We start from the raw sequence: 20,011 nt of genomic DNA on the forward strand, positions 1-20,011 counted from the left end.
ATCCTCCTTAATCTGCAGTATGGCTAGATGGTTTGAGCTTGTAACGGTCATAAAGTTTCTGCAAACTACCATCCTTGCTCCATTTAGTAACCAAGTTATCAAGATAGTCGTTGAGTTCGGTATTTGATTTCTTGGTAACGATACCGTAGTCAGATGGCTTGAAACTATCATCTAGTAGCACTGTGCGCTTGCTGATGTAGCCAGATAGAATCGAGCGGTCAACGGAAAAGGCATCAATACGGTGAGCGTGCAGGGAAGTAATCAATTCTGGGTAGGAACCAAGTTCGACGAATTTAAACTTCAGGCCTTTCTTTTTACCTAGTTCGGTAATCAAGCGTTGGGTGATGGAACCTTGGGCGACTCCGATGGTTTTTCCGTTTAAGTCCTCGATGCTTTTGATTTTGGCAGACTTATTGACCAAAAAGCCAGATGCGTCCGTGTAGTAGGGACTGGTAAAGTTGTAGAGTTTTTTGCGTTCGTCTGTGATGGTAAAGGTTGCGATATCCATATCGACCTGTTCATTGTCTAGAAGGGGTCCACGGGTTTGAGCGGTAACAGGCACATAGCGAACCTTGACCTTGAGCTCGTCAGCTACCATTTTGGCCAAGTCCGTTTCGATACCAGAATAGGTCCCTGTCTTGGGATCCTTGTAACCGAAATTGGGAACGTCTTGTTTGACACCGACAACCAGTTCGCCTCTTTTTTGAATATCTGCGACAGTGGTATCAGCCTGAACTGGTTTTGTAGCAGCAAGGCCGAAAAGGCTAATCAATAATGCGGATAAAAAGAATTTCTTTTTCATAGGCGCCTCCTTATTTGACTTTGTCACTTTCGTGGTTGATGATTTTGCTGAGGAATTGTTGGGCACGAGGTTCGCTTGGATTGTCGAAAAAGTCATCAACATCTGTCGTATCCACCAAAACTTCTCCGTCAGCCATAAAGATGATGCGGTCCGCAACTTCACGGGCAAAGCCCATTTCATGGGTAACGACAATCATATTCATACCATCGTGGGCCAATTTTTGCATAACTGCTAGAACATCACCGATGGTTTCAGGGTCAAGGGCAGATGTTGGTTCATCAAAGAGAAGGAGTTCAGGATGCATAGCGAGTCCACGAGCAATGGCGATTCGTTGTTTTTGTCCACCAGAAAGCATGGCTGGATAAGAATCTTTCTTGTCCCACATATTTACAAATTCCAGATATTTTTGAGCTGTTTTTTCAGCTTCTTTTTTATCAATTTCTAGAACTTTTATGGGTGCAAGTGTTACGTTTTCTAACACTGTTTTGTGCGGGTAGAGGTTAAAATGCTGGAAAACCATACCGACTTCCTTGCGAAGAGGAACTAAATCTTTCTGGCTGGCACCAGCAACTTGGTGACCATTGACTAGAAGACTTCCTTTGTCAACAGCCTCCAAACCATTGATGGTGCGGATAAGAGTGGATTTTCCAGAACCAGATGGTCCGAGTAGGACAACGACCTGTCCTTTTTCAAAACGGAGATTGATGTCGCGGAGTGCGTGGTAGTCTCCGTAATATTTTTCGACGTGTTCAAATTCTACTAAAGTCATAAGAGATCTCCTTTGTGTTAGATTTTATAACATGATTCTACACCAAAAGAAAGGCCTTGTCAAATCATATCTTAAAAATTCACTAAAATTTTATAAAAAAGCAATCTGGATAGAGAAAACGTCTAAATCATGTTATAATGAAGCAATAGAATTCTTAGAAAGAGTGGATGTCTTTTTGATAACACCTACTTATGAATGGCAGTTTGCCCCGCAGGTTGAAGATGCGGATTTTACAAAAATAGCCAAGAAGGCTGGACTGGGTCCTGAGGTGGCTCGGTTATTATTTGAAAGAGGGATTCAGAACCAAGAAAGTCTGAAGAAGTTTTTAGAACCTTCCTTGGAGGACTTGCATGACCCTTATCTACTCCATGATATGGACAAGGCAGTGGAGCGGATTCGTCAGGCCATTGAAGAAGGGGAAAATATCCTCGTTTACGGTGATTATGATGCGGATGGTATGACTTCGGCTTCTATTGTGAAGGAAAGTTTGGAACAACTTGGCGCTGAGTGCCGTGTTTACCTGCCTAATCGTTTTACCGACGGTTATGGACCTAATGCCAGTGTTTACAAATATTTTATCGAGCAAGAAGGAATTTCCTTGATTGTGACAGTGGATAATGGAGTTGCTGGTCATGAGGCTATTGAATTGGCCCAGTCGATGGGAGTAGATGTCATTGTGACTGACCACCATTCCATGCCTGAAACCTTACCAGATGCCTATGCTATTGTCCATCCTGAACACCCTGATGCGAACTATCCTTTCAAATATTTGGCTGGTTGCGGAGTGGCCTTCAAGCTGGCTTGTGCCCTTTTAGAAGAAGTACAAGTGGAATTGCTTGATTTGGTCGCTATTGGTACCATTGCTGATATGGTTAGTTTGACAGATGAGAACCGTATCTTGGTTCAGTATGGTCTGGAAATGTTGGGACACACTCAGCGTATTGGTCTACAAGAAATGCTAGACATGGCTGGGATTGCTGCCAATGAAGTGACAGAAGAGACGGTTGGTTTCCAGATTGCCCCTCGTTTGAATGCCTTGGGGCGCTTGGATGATCCCAATCCTGCCATCGATTTGCTGACTGGGTTTGATGATGAGGAAGCGCATGAGATTGCTCTCATGATTCATCAGAAAAACGAAGAGCGCAAGGAAATTGTCCAGTCTATCTATGAAGAAGCCAAGACCATGGTGGATCCTGAGAAGAAGGTCCAAGTTTTGGCCAAGGAAGGCTGGAATCCTGGGGTTCTGGGTATTGTCGCTGGTCGTTTGTTGGAAGAATTGGGACAGACAGTCATCGTTCTTAATATAGAGGATGATCGTGCCAAGGGTAGTGCTCGTAGTGTGGAAGCAGTAGATATTTTTGAGGCTCTGGATCCTCATCGAGATCTTTTTATCGCCTTTGGTGGCCATGCTGGCGCAGCAGGGATGACGCTGGAAGTGGAGAAACTCTCAGATTTATCTCAGGTTTTGGAAGATTATGTCCGTGAAAAAGGAGCAGATGCTGGTGGCAAGAACAAGTTAAATCTAGATGAAGAACTGGATTTGGAGGTTTTGAGTCTTGAAACAGTCAAGAACTTTGAGCGCTTGGCACCTTTTGGAATGGATAATCAGAAACCTGTCTTTTATATCAAGGATTTTCAGGTCGAAAGTGCTCGTACTATGGGGGCAGGCAATGCCCATCTCAAGCTGAAAATTTCCAAAGGTGAGGCGAGTTTTGAAGTGGTGGCCTTCGGCCAAGGCAGATGGGCGACAGAGTTTTCTCAAACCAAAAATCTAGAATTGGCGGTTAAATTGTCTGTCAACCAATGGAATGGCCAAACTGCCCTGCAGTTGATGATGGTGGATGCGCGTGTGGAAGGTGTTCAACTCTTTAACATCCGTGGGAAGAATGCAGTCTTGCCAGAAGGGGTTCCAGTCTTGGATTTTGCTGGGGAAGTGCCAGATTTAGCGACTAGTAACGCGGTTGTTGTAAAAACCATTCCTGAGGATATTACTCAGCTGAAGACCATTTTTCAGGAACAGAATTTCTCTGCTGTCTATTTCAAAAATGATATTGACAAGGCCTATTATCTGACAGGCTATGGGACTAGAGATCAGTTTGCCAAATTGTACAAGATCATCTATCAGTTCCCAGAGTTTGATATTCGCTATAAGCTGAAAGATTTGGCTACTTATCTTAATATTCAACAAATCTTGCTGGTCAAGATGATTCAAGTATTTGAAGAACTAGGCTTTGTGACCATCAAAGATGGTGTCATGACAGTCAATAAAGAAGCGCCAAAGCGAGAGATAGGAGAAAGTCAGATTTATCAAAATCTCAAACAAACTGTCAAAGACCAAGAAATGATGGCCCTGGGTACCGTGCAAGAAATTTATGATTTTTTGATGGAAAAAGAGTAGAAGTTAGGAAAGAGTTGGGCAACCAGCTCTTTTTTGAAAACAAATCTTCATTTTGAAAATCATCAAAAAAATGGTATAATGGTAGGAAAAGATTCGGCTAACAGTAATAGTGCTTTTAGAATAAGAGGGTAAGCAACCCTATAATCAAGATAAACTAAGATTTTGGAGGAAAAATGAGTAATATTAGTTTAACAACACTTGGTGGTGTACGTGAAAATGGGAAAAATATGTACATTGCTGAAATTGGAGAGTCCATTTTTGTTTTGAATGCAGGGTTAAAATATCCCGAAAATGAACAATTAGGGGTCGATGTGGTGATTCCAAAGATGGACTACCTTTTTGAAAATAAAGATCGAATTGCTGGGGTATTTTTAACTCACGGACATGCAGATGCTATTGGTGCTCTGCCTTATCTCTTGGCTGAAGCCAAGGTACCTGTATTTGGCTCTGAGTTGACCATTGAGTTGGCAAAGCTCTTTGTCAAAGGAAATGACGCAGTCAAGAAATTTAATGATTTTCATGTTATTGATGAAGATACGGAGATTGATTTTGGTGGGACAGTGGTTTCCTTCTTCCCTACGACTTACTCCGTTCCAGAGAGCCTGGGAATTGTCTTGAAGACAGCTGAAGGTAGCATCGTTTATACAGGTGACTTCAAATTTGACCAGACAGCTAGTGAATCCTATGCGACAGACTTCGCTCGTTTGGCAGAAATCGGTCGTGACGGCGTCCTGGCTCTCCTCAGTGATTCGGCCAATGCGGACAGCAATATTCAGGTGGCTAGTGAAAGTGAAGTTAGAGATGAAATTACCCAAACCATTGCTGACTGGGAAGGTCGTATCATCGTTGCAGCTGTTTCCAGTAACCTTTCTCGTATCCAGCAGATTTTTGACGCTGCGGATAAAACAGGTCGACGTATCGTCTTGACAGGATTTGATATTGAAAATATCGTCCGCACAGCGATTCGTCTCAAGAAGTTGTCTTTAGCCAACGAAATTCTCTTGATTAAGCCGAAAGATATGTCTCGCTTTGAAGACCATGAGTTGATTATTCTTGAGACAGGTCGTATGGGTGAACCTATCAATGGACTTCGTAAGATGTCGATTGGTCGCCATCGTTATGTAGAAATCAAGGATGGGGACCTGGTCTATATTGCTACGGCTCCGTCTATTGCTAAAGAAGCCTTCGTTGCGCGTGTGGAAAATATGATTTATCAGGCAGGAGGGGTTGTCAAATTGATTACCCAAAGTTTACATGTATCAGGGCACGGAAATGCGCGTGATTTGCAGTTGATGATCAATCTCTTGCAACCTAAGTATCTCTTCCCAATTCAAGGGGAATACCGCGAGTTGGATGCCCATGCTAAGGCTGCTATGGCAGTAGGTATGTTGCCAGAACGCATTTTCATCCCTAAAAAGGGAACCAGCATGGCTTATGAGAATGGAGACTTTGTCCCAGCTGGAGCAGTTTCGGCAGGGGATGTCTTGATTGACGGGAATGCCATAGGTGATGTTGGAAATGTGGTTCTTCGTGACCGTAAGGTCTTGTCAGAGGATGGCATTTTCATCGTCGCAATTACAGTTAACCGACGTGAGAAGAAAATTGTAGCTAAGGCTCGTGTTCACACGCGTGGATTTGTTTATCTCAAGAAGAGTCGCGATATTCTCCGTGAAAGTTCAGAATTGATTAACCAGACGGTAGAAGACTATCTTCAAGGAGATGACTTTGACTGGGCAGATCTTAAAGGGAAGGTTCGTGATAATTTGACCAAGTATCTCTTTGACCAAACCAAACGTCGTCCAGCTATTTTACCAGTGGTGATGGAAGCGAAATAATCTTTGAAATAAACAGAGAGAAAGCCGAGTTTTGGCTTTTTCTTATCGGAAAATAGAAGGAGCAAATCATGGCAGTAATGAAAATTGAGTATTACTCACAAGTTTTGGATATGGAGTGGGGAGTGAATGTTCTTTACCCCGATGCCAATCGAGTGGAAGAACCAGAGTGTGAAGATATTCCAGTCTTGTACCTTTTGCACGGGATGTCTGGTAATCATAATAGTTGGCTCAAGAGAACCAATGTAGAACGCTTACTTCGAGGAACCAATCTCATAGTTGTTATGCCCAATACCAGCAACGGTTGGTATACCGATACCCAATATGGTTTTGATTATTACACAGCTCTAGCAGAGGAATTACCACAGGTTTTAAAACGCTTCTTCCCTAACATGACTAGCAAGCGTGAAAAGACCTTTATCGCTGGTCTCTCTATGGGAGGCTATGGCTGTTTCAAATTGGCTCTTGCTACAAATTGTTTTTCTCATGCAGCTAGTTTTTCAGGTGCTCTTAGCTTTCAAGATTTTTCTCCTGAAAGCCAAGATTTGGGAACACCGGCTTATTGGAGAGGTGTGTTTGGGGAGATTAAAGATTGGACAGCTAGCCCCTATTCTCTTGAAAGTCTGGCTAAAAAATCGGATAAAAAGACCAAGCTCTGGGCTTGGTGTGGCGAGCAGGATTTCTTGTATGAAGCCAATAATCTCGCAGTGAAAAACCTCAAAAAGCTGGGCTTTGATGTGAGCTATAGCCATAGTGCTGGAAGTCACGAATGGTATTACTGGGAAAAACAATTGGAACGGTTTCTAGCAACCCTACCGATTGATTTCAAATTAGAAGAGAGATTGACTTAGTTTGAACTTCAGTATAGGGGGAGTAGGACTAAAATAAAATATGTTTTCACTAGACTTTTCAAACGAAAGTAGTAGAATAGTAATAAGATACTGGAGGAAAGAGAGTAGGAAATGTACCGTTATCAAATTGGCATTCCCGCATTAGAATATGATCAGTTTGTCAAAGACCATGAATTAGCCAATGTATTACAAAGTAGTGCTTGGGAAGAAGTGAAGTCTGACTGGGAACATGAGAAGTTTGGTGTTTACAGGGAAGAAAAATTACTGGCGACAGCTAGTATTTTGATTAGAACTCTTCCGCTAGGCTATAAAATGTTTTACATCCCAAGAGGGCCTATATTAGATTATGGAGATATAGAACTCTTGAGTTTTGTCATTCAGTCCATTAAGTCCTATGCTCGCAGTAAGAAAGCGGTTTTTGTGACTTTTGACCCAAGTATTTGCCTATCTCAAAGTTTAATCAATCAGGAAAAAACAGAATTTCCTGAAAATCTGGCTATTATTGATAGTTTGCAACAAATGGGAGTAAGGTGGTCGGGAAAAACAGAGGAAATGGGAGACACCATTCAACCTCGTATTCAGGCGAAAATATATAAGGAAAATTTTGAAGAAGATAAACTTTCCAAGTCAACAAAACAGGCTATTCGAACAGCACGGAATAAGGGTGTAGAGATTCAATTTGGTGGAACTGAATTATTGGAGTCCTTTTCCTTTTTGATGAAAAAAACCGAGAAGCGGAAAGAGATTCATTTAAGAAACGAAGCCTATTATAAAAAATTATTAGATAACTTCAAAGAAGATTCCTATATCACGCTAACGAGTTTGGATGTTTCTAAGCGTTTAAGAGAATTAGAAGAACAGTTAGAAAAAAATAGAGTAGTTGCAGAAAAATTTAATGATGCAACCAGACCTTCAAAAGTTCAGGAAAATATAAAAGAAAAAGAACGTTTAGAAGAGGAAATAGATTTCTTGCAGGGATATATGAATATGGGAAAATCAAACATTCCGTTAGCGGCTACTTTGAGTTTGGAATTTGGTACTACCTCTGTCAATCTATATGCTGGTATGGATGATGATTTTAAACGTTACAATGCACCAATTTTAACTTGGTATGAAACGGCTCGCTATGCCTTTGAGCGAGGTATGGTCTGGCAAAATTTAGGTGGTGTTGAAAACTCTCTCAATGGTGGACTGTATCATTTTAAGGAAAAATTTAATCCAACGATTGAAGAATACTTGGGTGAATTTACAATGCCTACCCATCCTCTCTATCCTCTGTTAAGACTTGCTCTTGATTTCCGTAAAACATTAAGAAAAAAACATAGAAAGTAAGTATATGGCACTAACAACACTCACGAAAGAAGAGTTTCAGACTTATTCTGATCAGGTTTCTTCTCGTTCCTTTATGCAATCTGTCCAGATGGGGGACTTGTTAGAAAAAAGAGGGGCTCGAATTGTTTATCTTGCTTTGAAACAAGAAGGAGAAATTCAAGTTGCAGCTCTGGTTTATAGCTTGCCCATGCTGGGTGGTCTGCATATGGAGCTCAATTCGGGGCCGATTTATACCCAACAAGATGCCCTTCCAGTTTTTTATGCGGAGTTAAAAGAATATGCCAAGCAAAATGGTGTATTAGAGTTGCTTGTAAAACCTTATGAAACTTATCAAACTTTTGATAGCCAAGGTAATCCAATAGATGCTGAGAAAAAAAGTATGATTCAAGGTTTGACTGATTTAGGTTATCAATTTGATGGATTGACGACAGGGTATCCAGGTGGAGAACCAGATTGGTTATACTATAAAGATTTGACTGAATTAACTGAAAAGAATTTGCTTAAAAGTTTTAGTAAAAAAGGGAAACCCTTGGTGAAAAAGGCTGAAACCTTTGGCATTCGGTTGAAAAAGTTAAAACGTGAAGAACTATCGATTTTTAAGAACATCACAAAAGAAACCTCTGAACGTAGAGAATATAGTGATAAAAGTTTAGAATATTATGAGCACTTTTATGATTCTTTTGGAGAACAAGCTGAGTTTCTCATAGCAAGCTTGAATTTTTCGGACTATATGAGCAAATTGCAAGGTGAGCAAAGTAAACTAGAAGAAGTCTTGGACAAGTTGCGACTTGATTTGAGTAAAAATCCTCATTCTGAGAAAAAACAAAATCAACTGAGAGAATACTCTAGTCAATTTGAAACGTTTGAAGTTCGAAAAGCAGAAGCGCGAGACTTGATTGAAAAATATGGAGAAGAAGATATTGTTTTAGCTGGGAGTTTATTTGTCTATATGCCTCAGGAAACGACTTACCTCTTTAGTGGTTCCTACACTGAGTTTAATAAATTCTATGCCCCTGCACTGCTTCAAAAATATGTTATGTTGGAAAGTATAAAACGTGGAATACCTAAATACAACTTCCTAGGCATTCAAGGGATTTTTGATGGTAGTGATGGTGTTTTGCGTTTTAAACAAAATTTTAATGGCTATATTGTACGCAAAGCGGGTACTTTCCGTTATCATCCATCGCCTTTAAAATACAAAACTATTCAGTTATTCAAAAAAATATTAGGACGTTAATACTCTTCGAAAATNNCGGCTAGCTTCCTAGTTTGGCTCTTTGATTTTCATTGAGTATAAGATGAAAAAGTCAGTATTTAGTTTTCTTTCAGCTTCTTTTAGTAAAATAGACTTTATTTACTAGAAAGGTGGAAGGATATGCGCTGGCTTTTTCGTTTGATAGGGGCTTTCTTTTCTTTTGTTTGGCGTTTGTTTTGGCGTCTGGTTTGGATAGTTGTGCTCTTATGTGTGCTTGCTTTCGGATTTCTCTGGTATCTGAACGGGGATTTTCAAGGGGCGCTAAAGCAAGCAGAACGGTCAGTAAAGATTGGTCAACAAAGTATCGACCAATGGGAAAGAACAGGGCAACTGCCTAAGTTGAACCAGACAGATAGCCATCAACACTCTGAAGGAAGATGGCCACAGGCTTCTGCTCGTATTTACTTGAATCCCCAGATGGATTCACGCTTTCAAGAAGCTTATTTAGAAGCAATCCAGAATTGGAATCAAACTGGTGCTTTTAACTTTGAAATTGTCGCTGAGTCCAGCAAGGCGGATACCTTGGCTACTGAGATGAACGACGGAAACACTCCTGTGGCAGGAGAGGCTGAAAGTCAGACCAATCTCTTGACAGGACAATTCTTATCTGTCACGGTACGGTTGAATCATTATTATTTGTCCAATCCTAACTATGGCTATTCCTATGAGCGTATTGTCCATACGGCAGAACATGAGTTGGGTCATGCGATTGGCTTGGACCATACAGATGAGAAGTCTGTCATGCAACCAGCAGGTTCTTTTTATGGTATCCAGGAAGAGGATGTTGCAAACCTCCGAAAAATATATGAGACTAGTGAGTAGGGAACAATCTTTCCCTACTTTTTTGCTATAATGGAATTATGAACAACTTGATTAAATCAAAACTAGAGCTCTTGCCGACCAGCCCTGGTTGCTACATTCACAAGGATAAAAACGGCACCATTATCTATGTAGGAAAGGCTAAAAATCTGCGTAACCGCGTGAGATCTTATTTCCGTGGGAGTCACGATACCAAGACAGAGGCCTTGGTGTCTGAAATTGTGGATTTTGAATTTATCGTTACGGAGTCTAATATTGAGGCACTTCTCCTAGAAATCAACCTAATCAAGGAAAACAAGCCCAAGTACAATATCATGCTCAAGGATGACAAGTCCTATCCTTTCATCAAAATCACCAACGAGCGCTATCCTCGTTTGATTATTACCCGTCAGGTCAAAAAGGACGGTGGTCTCTACTTTGGGCCTTATCCAGATGTGGGGGCAGCCAATGAAATCAAGCGACTGCTGGATCGAATTTTCCCTTTTCGCAAGTGTACAAACCCACCGTCTAAGGTCTGTTTTTATTACCATATCGGTCAATGCATGGCTCACACTATCTGTAAGAAGGATGAGTCCTATTTCAAGTCTATGGCTCAGGAGGTTTCTGACTTCTTAAAAGGGCAGGATGACAAAATCATTGATGACCTCAAGGGCAAAATGTCAGCGGCAGCCCAGACTATGGAATTTGAACGTGCGGCGGAATACCGTGACCTAATTCAGGCCATTGGAACACTTCGAACCAAGCAACGGGTCATGGCTAAGGATCTCCAAAATCGGGATGTCTTTGGCTACTATGTGGACAAGGGTTGGATGTGTGTTCAGGTTTTCTTTGTCCGTCAGGGCAAGCTTATCGAGCGCGATGTCAATCTCTTCCCCTACTTCAATGATCCAGATGAGGATTTCTTGACCTATGTGGGACAGTTCTATCAAGAAAAATCTCACCTGGTTCCCAATGAGGTACTGATTCCGCAGGATATTGACCAAGAAGCCGTTAAAGCCTTAGTGGATTCCAAGATTCTCAAACCCCAGCGTGGAGAGAAAAAACAGCTGGTCAATCTAGCCATAAAAAATGCCCGTGTTAGTCTGGAGCAGAAGTTCAATCTGCTAGAAAAATCAGTCGAAAAGACCCAAGGAGCTATTGAAAATCTAGGACGCTTGCTCCAAATCCCGACACCAGTCCGCATCGAATCCTTTGATAACTCCAATATCATGGGAACCAGTCCTGTTTCAGCCATGGTGGTCTTTGTCAACGGCAAACCAAGTAAGAAGGATTATCGTAAGTACAAGATAAAAACGGTTGTCGGTCCAGACGATTATGCCAGCATGAGAGAGGTCATTCGCAGGCGTTATGGTCGAGTTCAACGTGACGGCTTGACTCCGCCAGATTTGATTGTGATTGATGGGGGGCAAGGTCAGGTCAATATCGCCAAGCAAGTCATCCAAGAGGAGCTAGGCTTGGATATTCCAATTGCAGGTCTGCAAAAGAATGACAAGCACCAAACCCATGAATTGCTCTTTGGAGATCCGCTTGAGGTGGTGGAGTTGTCTCGCAATTCTCAAGAATTTTTCCTCCTCCAACGCATCCAAGATGAGGTCCACCGCTTTGCCATTACTTTCCACCGTCAACTGCGCTCCAAAAATTCTTTTTCATCACAATTGGATGGCATTGAAGGGCTGGGACCTAAACGCAAGCAAAATCTCATGAAGCATTTCAAGTCTCTGACCAAAATCAAGGAAGCCAGTGTGGATGAGATTGTCGAAGTTGGGGTGCCAAGAGCCGTTGCAGAGGCTGTGCAGAGGAAGTTGAACCCGCAGGAAGAAGTGGAGTTGACCCAAGTAGCGGAAGAAAGAGTAGATTATCAAACGGAAGGAAACCACAATGAACCATAAAATCGCAATTTTATCAGATATTCATGGCAATGCGACGGCCCTAGAAGCAGTGATTGCAGATGCTAAAAATCAAGGAGTCAGTGAATACTGGCTTCTGGGAGATATTTTTCTTCCTGGTCCAGGCGCAAATGACTTAGTCGCCCTGCTAAAGGACCTTCCTATCACAGCAAGTGTTCGAGGCAATTGGGATGATCGTGTCCTTGAGGTCTTGGATGGCGAATATGGTTTGGAAGATCCGAAAGAAATTCAGTCAATGCGCATGACCCAGTTTTTGATGGAGCGAATGGATCCTGCAACGATTGTCTGGCTACGAAGCTTGCCTTTGCTGGAAAAGAAAGAAATTGACGGATTGCGCTTTTCTATCTCTCATAATTTGCCAAATAAGAACTATGGTGGTGACTTGCTAGTTGAGAATGATACAGAGAAATTTGACCAACTGCTAGATGCGGAAACCGACGTGGCAGTCTATGGTCATGTTCACAAGCAGTTGCTTCGTTATGGCAGTCAGGGGCAACAAATCATCAATCCAGGGTCGATTGGCATGCCCTATTTTAATTGGGAGGCGTTAAAAAATCACCGTGCCCAGTATGCCGTGATAGAGGTTGAAGATGGGGAATTGGTAAATATCCTATTTCGTAAAGTCGCTTATGATTATGAAGCGGAGTTAGAACTGGCCAAGTCCAAGGGGCTTCCTTTTATCGAAATGTATGAAGAGCTACGAAGAGAAGACAACTATCAGGGGCACAATCTGGAACTCTTAGCCAGCTTAATAGAAAAGCATGGGTATGTAGAGGATGTGAAAGATTATTTTGATTTTTTGTAAAAGTTTCCTAAAATAACTAATGCAAACTAAAAACGATTGGCTGGTCCAATCGCTTTTAGTATATCTTACTGTAACTGAGATTTATCTGGGAGATAAGAACCACCTAGATAGGTATTGCTGAGTTTTTCAAGGGTTCCGTCTTGGTAGAGTTCTTTGAGTACTTTATCAAATTGTTCTTTAAACTCTTTCTGGTCGCTTGAGAAAACGATATAGTTGCTGGGGCTATCGGCAGAAGGCAAGTCAACCACAGAAAGGTCTAAGCCACGGTCCTTGATAATCTTTTGAACGGATACTTTGTCAAAAACTAGGAAATCAAATTCACCGTTAGCAAGGTCTAGGATTCGTTTGCCGATATCTTCACCAGAAAAATCGATAGTAGCAGGATTATCAGTGTGTTTTTGATTCCAGTTATTGATGAATTGAGCGTTTGAAGTTCCGGTATCTTCTTGCGTTGTTTTGCCAGCGATTTGGTCAAGAGAAGTCAAAGGATTTTTCTTGTTGCTGACAAGGACGAGGGGGTTGTTTGAAATGGGAAGCGAATAGAGGTATTTTTCAGCACGCTCTTTTGTGTAACTCAAGTTATTTGCCGCAGCCTGATAGTGACCAGAATCAAGTCCAGGGAAGATACTTTCCCAGGCAGTTCTTTGGAATTGAATCTCGTAGTCGCTGAGTTTTTCATCTACTGCCTTTAGAACTTCAATATCGAAACCTGTCAAATTGCCCTTGTCTTCGTAGTCAAATGGTGGCACGTCGCCAGCTGTAGCAACGACGATTGTCTTTTGAGAACTAGTTTCTTTAGGTGTAGCTTGATTTCCACAGGCAACCAAAAATGGTAGGATAGCTAATAATAGGCTAAATTTTTTCATAATATCTCCATTCAAATGTAAAGTTATCTGCTAGTTTATCAGAAACTTTCCTGATGAACCAGTATATATTTTTTATGGTTGTGATAAAAAAACTTAATCATGAAAAATCCCTGCAAGCTCTTTCAAATTATGGTAGAATGGAAGCAGTAGAATTAGAAAAGGAAATCGATTATGAAATTTCTTGAATTAAACAAAAAACGTCATGCGACCAAGCATTTCACTGATAAGCCAGTTGATCCAAAAGATGTGCGTACGGCTATCGAAATCGCAACCTTGGCTCCAAGCGCCCACAACAGCCAGCCTTGGAAATTTGTGGTGGTTCGTGAGAAAAATGCCGAACTAGCAAAATTGGCTTACGGTTCCAACTTTGAACAGGTATCATCAGCGCCTGTAACCATTGCCTTGTTTACAGATACAGACCTGGCTAAACGTGCTCGTAAGATTGCCCGAGTTGGCGGTGCTAATAACTTTTCTGAAGAGCAACTTCAATACTTCATGAAAAATTTACCAGCTGAATTTGCCCGTTACAATGAACAACAAGTCAGCGACTACCTAGCCCTCAATGCAGGTTTGGTTGCTATGAACTTGGTTTTGGCTCTTACAGATCAGGGAATCGGATCAAATCTGATTCTTGGTTTTGACAAGTCAAAAGCCAACGAAGTTTTGGAAATTGAAGACCGTTTCCGCCCAGAACTCTTGATCACAGTGGGTTACACAGACGAAAAATTGGAACCAAGCTACCGCTTGCCAGTAGATGAAATCATCGAGAAAAGATAGAAAGAAGAAAAAAATGACAACAATTGATTTTACAGCAGAAGTAGAAAAACGCAAAGAAGACCTCTTGGCTGACTTGTTTAGCCTTTTGGAAATTAACTCAGAACGTGATGATAGCAAGGTTGATGCTGAGCATCCATTTGGGCCTGGTCCAGTAAAAGCCTTGGAAAAATTCCTTGAAATCGCAGACCGCGATGGCTACCCAACTAAAAATGTTGACAACTACGCAGGACATTTTGAGTTTGGTGATGGAGAAGAAGTTCTCGGAATCTTTGCCCACATGGACGTGGTGCCAGCTGGTAGCGGTTGGGACACAGACCCTTACACACCAACTATCAAAGATGGTCGCCTTTATGCGCGTGGGGCTTCGGACGACAAGGGTCCTACAACAGCTTGTTACTATGGTTTGAAAATCATCAAAGAGTTGGGCCTTCCAACTTCTAAGAAAGTTCGCTTCATCGTCGGAACTGATGAAGAATCAGGCTGGGCAGACATGGACTACTACTTCGAGCACGTAGGACTTGCCAAGCCAGACTTTGGTTTCTCTCCAGACGCTGAGTTCCCTATCATCAATGGTGAAAAAGGAAATATCACGGAATACCTCCACTTTGCAGGTGAAAATGCGGGTGCTGCCCGTCTTCACAGCTTTACAGGTGGTTTGCGTGAAAACATGGTACCAGAATCAGCAACAGCGGTTGTTTCAGGTGATTTGGCTGACTTGCAAGCTAAACTAGATGCCTTTGTTGCAGAACACAAACTTAGAGGAGAACTCCAAGAAGAAGCTGGCCAATACAAGGTGACGATCATTGGTAAATCAGCCCACGGTGCTATGCCTGCTTCAGGTGTCAATGGTGCGACTTACCTAGCCCTCTTCCTTAGCCAGTTTGACTTTGCTGCTCCAGCCAAAGACTACCTTGACATCGCTGGTAAAATTCTCTTGAACGACCATGAGGGTGAAAATCTCAAGATTGCCCATGTGGATGAAAAGATGGGTGCCCTTTCTATGAATGCCGGTGTCTTCCGCTTCGATGAAACAAGTGCTGACAATACTATTGCCCTTAATATCCGCTATCCAAAAGGAACCAACCCAGAGCAAATCAAGTCAATCCTTGAAAACTTGCCAGTTGCTTCTGTTAGCCTTTCTGAGCACGGTCACACGCCTCACTATGTGCCAATGGAAGATCCACTTGTGCAAACCTTGTTGAATGTCTATGAAAAACAAACTGGACTTAAAGGTCACGAGCAAGTTATCGGTGGTGGAACCTTTGGTCGCTTGCTAGAACGAGGTGTTGCCTATGGTGCCATGTTCCCAGACTCAATTGACACCATGCACCAAGCCAATGAATTTATCGCCTTGGATGATCTCTTCCGAGCTGCAGCAATCTATGCCGAAGCAATTTACGAATTGATCAAATAAAACGATAGAAGTCTGAGATTGTATGCTTAGACTTCTTTTTGGAGGGAAAGTAGATGTCTCAAATTGAAAGAATCAAGCAGGCTATTATGGCGGATCCGCAGAATGTCAGCTATACAGAGCGTGGCATTGAACCTCTCTTTGCAGCGCCAAAGACTGCTCGCATCAATATCATCGGTCAAGCGCCTGGTCTTAAAACGCAGGAGGCAGGCCTTTACTGGAAAGATAAGAGTGGTGACCGCCTGAGAGACTGGCTAGGTGTGGATGAAGATACCTTTTACAATTCAGGTTATTTTGCTGTTTTGCCTATGGATTTCTACTTTCCAGGGCATGGCAAGTCGGGTGACCTGCCACCGAGAACTGGCTTTGCTGAAAAATGGCATCCTCAGCTCTTGCAAGAATTACCAGATATTCAGTTAACCCTCTTGATTGGTCAATATGCCCAAGCCTACTATTTGCAGGAGAAAATCAGTGGCAAGGTAACAGAACGGGTAAAACATTACCAGAACTACTTGCCAACCTATTTTCCACTAGTTCACCCCTCACCGCGAAATCAAATCTGGATGGCCAAAAATCCTTGGTTTGAGTCAGAAGTGGTGCCGGATTTGAAAAAAAGAATTAAAACTATTTTATAGTCAATGAAAATCAAAGAGCAAACTAGGAAGCTAGCCGCAGGCTGCTCAAAGCACTGCTTTGAGGTTGTAGATAGAACTGACGAAGTCAGTAACTATACGCACGGTAAGGCGACGCTGACGTGGTTTGAAGAGATTTTCGAAGAGTATTAGGAGAAAAAGAATGAAAGAAATTACCTTTGACGCATTTTACCAGCTTTACCAAAACGACCAACTTTCTTTAGTGGACGTGAGAGAAGTGGATGAGTTTGAAGCACTTCATTTAGAAGGCGCCCACAACCTGCCACTTAGTCAATTGGCTGATAGCTATGATCAGTTGGACAAGGACCAGTTACATTATGTTATTTGTAAATCTGGAATGAGATCGGCGCGTGCTTGCCAATTCCTATCAGAACAAGGTTATGAGGTTATCAATGTCCAAGGTGGTATGACTGCCTTTGAAGAACTCTAAACGTAAGAATTTTCTCCTACTTGGTGAGGACTGGGTAGGAGAATTTTATTTTTAGATAATTCTCATTTTTGAGAATCTTGAAAACATTCAATATTTACTTCGTGATACTTTTTTCATACTCTTATTCATGATATACTAAGTCAGTATTTTATAAATATGAAGGAGATTTTCATGGCTAAAAAAGGTGCCCTAACAGGTTTACTCCTGTTTGGAATATTTTTTGGTGCGGGGAACTTGATTTTTCCGCCTTCTCTAGGTGCTCTATCTGGGGAACATTTTCTTCCTGCCATCGCAGGTTTTGTCTTTTCAGGCGTCGGTATCGCCGTCTTGACTCTTATTATTGGAACGCTAAATCCTAAAGGATATATCTACGAGATTTCTATAAAGATAGCGCCTTGGTTTGCGACTCTTTACCTCTCAGTTCTTTACTTGTCAATCGGTCCATTCTTTGCCATCCCACGTACTGCTACAACAGCTTACGAAGTAGGGATTAGCCCCCTTTTGTCGGATGCAAATAAAGGTCTTGGTTTGATTGTCTTTACGGTTCTTTACTTTGCAGCAGCGTATCTAATTTCGCTTAATCCATCAAAAATCTTAGACCGTATCGGCCGTATTTTAACACCAGTCTTTGCTATTTTGATTGTTATCTTGGTTGTTCTAGGAGCTATCAAATATGGTGGAACAAGTCCTCAAGTTGCTTCAGCCGCTTATCAAGCTTCTGCCTTTGGTACAGGTTTCCTAGAAGGTTATAATACCTTGGATGCTCTTGCTTCAGTTGCCTTTAGCGTAATCGCAGTTCAAACCTTGAAACAACTTGGCTTCTCAAGTAAGAAAGAATACATTTCAACTATTTGGGTGGTTGGTATCGTTGTTGCCCTTGCCTTCAGCGCTCTTTATATCGGTTTAGGTTTCCTTGGAAATCATTTCCCGGTACCAGCTGAAGCTATGAAGGGTGGAACTCCTGGTGTTTACATTTTGTCACAAGCCACTCAAGAAATCTTTGGCTCAACAGCTCAACTCTTCCTTGCAGCTATGGTTACTGTAACCTGCTTCACAACGACTGTTGGTTTGATTGTGTCTACAGCTGAGTTCTTTAATGAACGCTTTCCACAAATCAGCTACAAGGTTTATGCGACAGCCTTTACCTTGATTGGATTTGCCATTGCTAATTTGGGTCTTGATGCGATTATCAAGTACTCCATTCCAGTACTGGTTATCTTGTACCCAATCACGATTGCTATCGTTATGATTGTCATTGTCAACAAATTTGTGGCTCTTTCAAAACCAGGTATGCAGTTGACAATTGCTGTTGTTACAGCTATTGCCATTGCAAGCGTACTAGGAAGCTCGTTTAAAGTTGAGTTTCTTGCAAATCTTGTCAATGCTCTTCCTTTTGCTAAGGCATCACTCCCATGGTTGGTACCAGCCATTGTCGGAATCTTGCTCTCATTGGTTCTACCAAACAAGCAAGAAAGCGATGTTTTTGAAATGGAATAATCACTAAAATCACTTTTGTAGCAAAGTCTGCAGGAGTGATTTTCTTTTTTATCCGATGATAAATGTGTTATAATAGGTAGCAAAAGAGGTAAATAAATGAATCAAACAGTAGAATATATCAAAGAACTAACAGCCATTGCATCGCCAACAGGCTTCACTCGTGAGATTTCGGACTATTTAGTCAAAACTCTAGAAGGTTTTGGTTACCAGCCGGTTCGCACAGCTAAGGGCGGTGTCAATGTGACCATTAAAGGTCAAAAAGATGAACAACACCGCTATGTGACTGCCCATGTAGATACGCTGGGTGCCATTGTCCGTGCTGTCAAACCAGACGGTCGTCTCAAAATGGACCGTATCGGTGGTTTTCCTTGGAACATGATTGAAGGAGAAAACTGTACCGTTCATGTAGCTAGCACAGGTCAAAAGGTATCCGGAACTATCCTTATCCACCAGACTTCTTGCCATGTCTACAAGGATGCAGGAACTGCAGAACGCACGCAAGACAATATGGAAGTGCGTTTGGATGCCAAAGTGACCACTGAAAAAGAAACTCGTGCTCTTGGGATTGAGGTCGGTGATTTTATCAGTTTTGACCCACGAACTGTCGTGACAGAGACAGGTTTTATCAAGTCTCGTCATTTGGATGACAAGGTCAGCGCAGCGATTTTGCTTAACCTACTTCGTATTTATAAGGAAGAGAAGATTGAATTGCCAGTAACAACCCATTTTGCTTTTTCAGTCTTTGAAGAAGTAGGACACGGTGCTAACTCTAATATTCCTGCTCAGGTAGTAGAATATCTGGCTGTGGATATGGGAGCCATGGGTGATGACCAGCAGACAGATGAATATACAGTATCTATCTGTGTCAAGGATGCTTCAGGTCCTTATCACTATGACTTTCGTCAACATTTGGTGACCTTGGCTAAAAACCAAGATATTCCATTCAAGCTGGATATCTATCCATTTTATGGTTCGGACGCTTCAGCGGCCATGTCTGCAGGTGCAGAAGTTAAACACGCTCTTCTTGGTGCGGGTATCGAGTCTAGTCATTCTTATGAGCGTACTCATATTGACTCGGTGGTCGCAACAGAGCGTATGGTTGATGCTTATCTTAAGAGTGGGTTGGTAGACTAATATGTGCCTGATTTGCCAGAGAATTGACCTCATCAAGAAGGAAGAAAATCCTTACTTTGTCAAAGAGTTGGAAACAGGCTATCTTGTGATTGGAGACCACCAGTATTTTGCAGGATATAGTCTTTTTCTAGCTAAGGAACACGTTACCGAATTGCACCATTTGAAAAAGGAAACAAGACTCCGTTTTCTCGAAGAAATGAGTCTAGTCCAAGAGGCAGTTGCCAAGGCCTTTACTGCTGAGAAAATGAATATCGAACTTCTAGGCAATGGTGATGCCCATCTTCATTGGCATCTGTTTCCTAGACGAACAGGTGATATGAATGGTCACGGTCTCAAGGGGCGTGGGCCAGTCTGGTGGGTTCCCTTTGAAGAAATGACCTCAGAAACCTGCCAAGCAAAACCAGATGAGATTAAAAAACTAGTTAAATGTTTATCGTCAGAACTAGATAAACTATTAGAAATAAAGGAGTAGA

At 41.9% G+C, this 20,011-nt stretch carries 18 protein-coding genes; 15 read left to right on the forward strand and 3 right to left on the reverse strand.

Translation table 11 applies throughout. The features are described from left to right. Positions 1-7: 7 nt before the first annotated feature. Together HT728_RS07285 and HT728_RS07290 are read right to left on the reverse strand one after the other, a co-directional pair. On the reverse strand, positions 8-802 hold the full coding sequence (locus HT728_RS07285; protein ID WP_173234556.1) for a transporter substrate-binding domain-containing protein: 795 nt from the start codon (positions 800-802) through the stop codon (positions 8-10). Between the two features lie 10 nt (positions 803-812). Continuing rightward, the gene (locus HT728_RS07290) at positions 813-1,571 is read right to left on the reverse strand and encodes an amino acid ABC transporter ATP-binding protein (RefSeq protein WP_173234558.1); all 759 of its coding nucleotides are present in this window, start codon (positions 1,569-1,571) and stop codon (positions 813-815) included. A gap of 175 nt (positions 1,572-1,746) precedes the next feature. On the opposite strand from HT728_RS07290, the gene recJ reads away from it, so the two are divergent. The 8 genes from recJ (at position 1,747) to HT728_RS07330 (ending at position 12,770) form a co-directional block, all read left to right on the forward strand. Then, the gene (recJ, locus tag HT728_RS07295) at positions 1,747-3,969 is read left to right on the forward strand and encodes a single-stranded-DNA-specific exonuclease RecJ (protein WP_173234560.1); all 2,223 of its coding nucleotides are present in this window, start codon (positions 1,747-1,749) and stop codon (positions 3,967-3,969) included. Positions 3,970-4,142: 173 nt separating this feature from the next. Continuing rightward, positions 4,143-5,804, forward strand: a complete 1,662-nt coding sequence (locus tag HT728_RS07300; protein WP_000065626.1) for a ribonuclease J — start codon at positions 4,143-4,145, stop codon at positions 5,802-5,804. A gap of 68 nt (positions 5,805-5,872) precedes the next feature. Next, positions 5,873-6,652, forward strand: coding sequence for an alpha/beta hydrolase family protein (locus HT728_RS07305; RefSeq protein ID WP_173234561.1), 780 nt, complete (start codon positions 5,873-5,875; stop codon positions 6,650-6,652). A gap of 111 nt (positions 6,653-6,763) precedes the next feature. After that, positions 6,764-7,984: an aminoacyltransferase gene (locus HT728_RS07310; RefSeq protein ID WP_173234564.1), complete on the forward strand. Its 1,221-nt coding sequence runs from the start codon at positions 6,764-6,766 to the stop codon at positions 7,982-7,984. 4 nt (positions 7,985-7,988) lie between these two features. After that, on the forward strand, positions 7,989-9,221 hold the full coding sequence (gene murN / locus HT728_RS07315) for a peptidoglycan bridge formation alanyltransferase MurN (RefSeq protein WP_173234566.1): 1,233 nt from the start codon (positions 7,989-7,991) through the stop codon (positions 9,219-9,221). A 138-nt stretch (positions 9,222-9,359) separates the two neighbouring features. Continuing rightward, positions 9,360-10,061, forward strand: coding sequence for a M57 family metalloprotease (locus HT728_RS07320; RefSeq protein ID WP_173234568.1), 702 nt, complete (start codon positions 9,360-9,362; stop codon positions 10,059-10,061). 38 nt (positions 10,062-10,099) lie between these two features. Beyond that, entirely contained in the window at positions 10,100-11,947 is a 1,848-nt protein-coding gene (gene uvrC, locus HT728_RS07325; protein ID WP_173234570.1) for an excinuclease ABC subunit UvrC, read from the forward strand. After that, a complete protein-coding gene (locus HT728_RS07330; protein ID WP_164226839.1) occupies positions 11,937-12,770 on the forward strand; it encodes a metallophosphoesterase family protein in 834 nt (277 codons plus the stop codon). The genes uvrC and HT728_RS07330 overlap by 11 nt, the downstream gene beginning before the upstream one ends. A 65-nt stretch (positions 12,771-12,835) precedes the next feature. Here HT728_RS07330 and HT728_RS07335 read toward each other — a convergent pair whose 3' ends face one another. Beyond that, positions 12,836-13,636 (reverse strand): amino acid ABC transporter substrate-binding protein, encoded by an 801-nt coding sequence (locus HT728_RS07335; protein WP_164226838.1) that lies wholly within the window; start codon positions 13,634-13,636, stop codon positions 12,836-12,838. A 171-nt stretch (positions 13,637-13,807) separates the two neighbouring features. Here HT728_RS07335 and HT728_RS07340 point away from each other — a divergent pair, with 171 nt between their 5' ends. The 7 genes from HT728_RS07340 to HT728_RS07370 all read left to right on the forward strand — a co-directional run bounded on the left by HT728_RS07340 (position 13,808) and on the right by HT728_RS07370 (position 20,010). Beyond that, positions 13,808-14,413 carry a nitroreductase family protein gene (locus HT728_RS07340; RefSeq protein WP_173234572.1) on the forward strand — a complete coding sequence of 202 codons (606 nt, stop codon included), beginning with the start codon at positions 13,808-13,810 and terminating at the stop codon, positions 14,411-14,413. A 13-nt stretch (positions 14,414-14,426) separates the two neighbouring features. Continuing rightward, positions 14,427-15,827, forward strand: coding sequence for a dipeptidase PepV (gene pepV / locus HT728_RS07345; protein ID WP_173234575.1), 1,401 nt, complete (start codon positions 14,427-14,429; stop codon positions 15,825-15,827). Between the two features lie 53 nt (positions 15,828-15,880). Beyond that, positions 15,881-16,459 carry a uracil-DNA glycosylase family protein gene (locus tag HT728_RS07350; RefSeq protein WP_173234577.1) on the forward strand — a complete coding sequence of 193 codons (579 nt, stop codon included), beginning with the start codon at positions 15,881-15,883 and terminating at the stop codon, positions 16,457-16,459. Positions 16,460-16,619: 160 nt separating this feature from the next. Then, a complete protein-coding gene (locus HT728_RS07355) occupies positions 16,620-16,907 on the forward strand; it encodes a rhodanese-like domain-containing protein (protein WP_049511656.1) in 288 nt (95 codons plus the stop codon). A 171-nt stretch (positions 16,908-17,078) separates the two neighbouring features. Next, complete coding sequence (gene brnQ / locus HT728_RS07360; protein WP_173234580.1) at positions 17,079-18,404, forward strand: branched-chain amino acid transport system II carrier protein; 1,326 nt, start codon at positions 17,079-17,081, stop codon at positions 18,402-18,404. A 96-nt stretch (positions 18,405-18,500) separates the two neighbouring features. Continuing rightward, the gene (locus tag HT728_RS07365) at positions 18,501-19,538 is read left to right on the forward strand and encodes a M42 family metallopeptidase (RefSeq protein WP_173234582.1); all 1,038 of its coding nucleotides are present in this window, start codon (positions 18,501-18,503) and stop codon (positions 19,536-19,538) included. 1 nt (position 19,539) lies between these two features. Then, complete coding sequence (locus HT728_RS07370) at positions 19,540-20,010, forward strand: HIT family protein (RefSeq protein WP_173234585.1); 471 nt, start codon at positions 19,540-19,542, stop codon at positions 20,008-20,010. Position 20,011 lies beyond the last annotated feature (1 nt).

The organism is Streptococcus sp. 544, from assembly GCF_013277385.1.
GTDB lineage: Bacteria > Bacillota > Bacilli > Lactobacillales > Streptococcaceae > Streptococcus > Streptococcus mitis_BA.

Bases quoted from the DNA above. Each gene is read 5' to 3' on its own strand.
- HT728_RS07285 (WP_173234556.1), bottom strand. From the start codon at position 802: ATGAAAAAGAAATTCTTTTTATCCGCATTATTGATTAGCCTTTTCGGC.
- HT728_RS07290 (WP_173234558.1), bottom strand. From the start codon at position 1,571: ATGACTTTAGTAGAATTTGAACACGTCGAAAAATATTACGGAGACTAC.
- HT728_RS07300 (WP_000065626.1), top strand. From the start codon at position 4,143: ATGAGTAATATTAGTTTAACAACACTTGGTGGTGTACGTGAAAATGGG.
- HT728_RS07305 (WP_173234561.1), top strand. From the start codon at position 5,873: ATGGCAGTAATGAAAATTGAGTATTACTCACAAGTTTTGGATATGGAG.
- HT728_RS07310 (WP_173234564.1), top strand. From the start codon at position 6,764: ATGTACCGTTATCAAATTGGCATTCCCGCATTAGAATATGATCAGTTT.
- murN (WP_173234566.1), top strand. From the start codon at position 7,989: ATGGCACTAACAACACTCACGAAAGAAGAGTTTCAGACTTATTCTGAT.
- HT728_RS07320 (WP_173234568.1), top strand. From the start codon at position 9,360: ATGCGCTGGCTTTTTCGTTTGATAGGGGCTTTCTTTTCTTTTGTTTGG.
- uvrC (WP_173234570.1), top strand. From the start codon at position 10,100: ATGAACAACTTGATTAAATCAAAACTAGAGCTCTTGCCGACCAGCCCT.
- HT728_RS07330 (WP_164226839.1), top strand. From the start codon at position 11,937: ATGAACCATAAAATCGCAATTTTATCAGATATTCATGGCAATGCGACG.
- HT728_RS07335 (WP_164226838.1), bottom strand. From the start codon at position 13,636: ATGAAAAAATTTAGCCTATTATTAGCTATCCTACCATTTTTGGTTGCC.
- HT728_RS07340 (WP_173234572.1), top strand. From the start codon at position 13,808: ATGAAATTTCTTGAATTAAACAAAAAACGTCATGCGACCAAGCATTTC.
- pepV (WP_173234575.1), top strand. From the start codon at position 14,427: ATGACAACAATTGATTTTACAGCAGAAGTAGAAAAACGCAAAGAAGAC.
- HT728_RS07350 (WP_173234577.1), top strand. From the start codon at position 15,881: ATGTCTCAAATTGAAAGAATCAAGCAGGCTATTATGGCGGATCCGCAG.
- HT728_RS07355 (WP_049511656.1), top strand. From the start codon at position 16,620: ATGAAAGAAATTACCTTTGACGCATTTTACCAGCTTTACCAAAACGAC.
- brnQ (WP_173234580.1), top strand. From the start codon at position 17,079: ATGGCTAAAAAAGGTGCCCTAACAGGTTTACTCCTGTTTGGAATATTT.
- HT728_RS07365 (WP_173234582.1), top strand. From the start codon at position 18,501: ATGAATCAAACAGTAGAATATATCAAAGAACTAACAGCCATTGCATCG.
- HT728_RS07370 (WP_173234585.1), top strand. From the start codon at position 19,540: ATGTGCCTGATTTGCCAGAGAATTGACCTCATCAAGAAGGAAGAAAAT.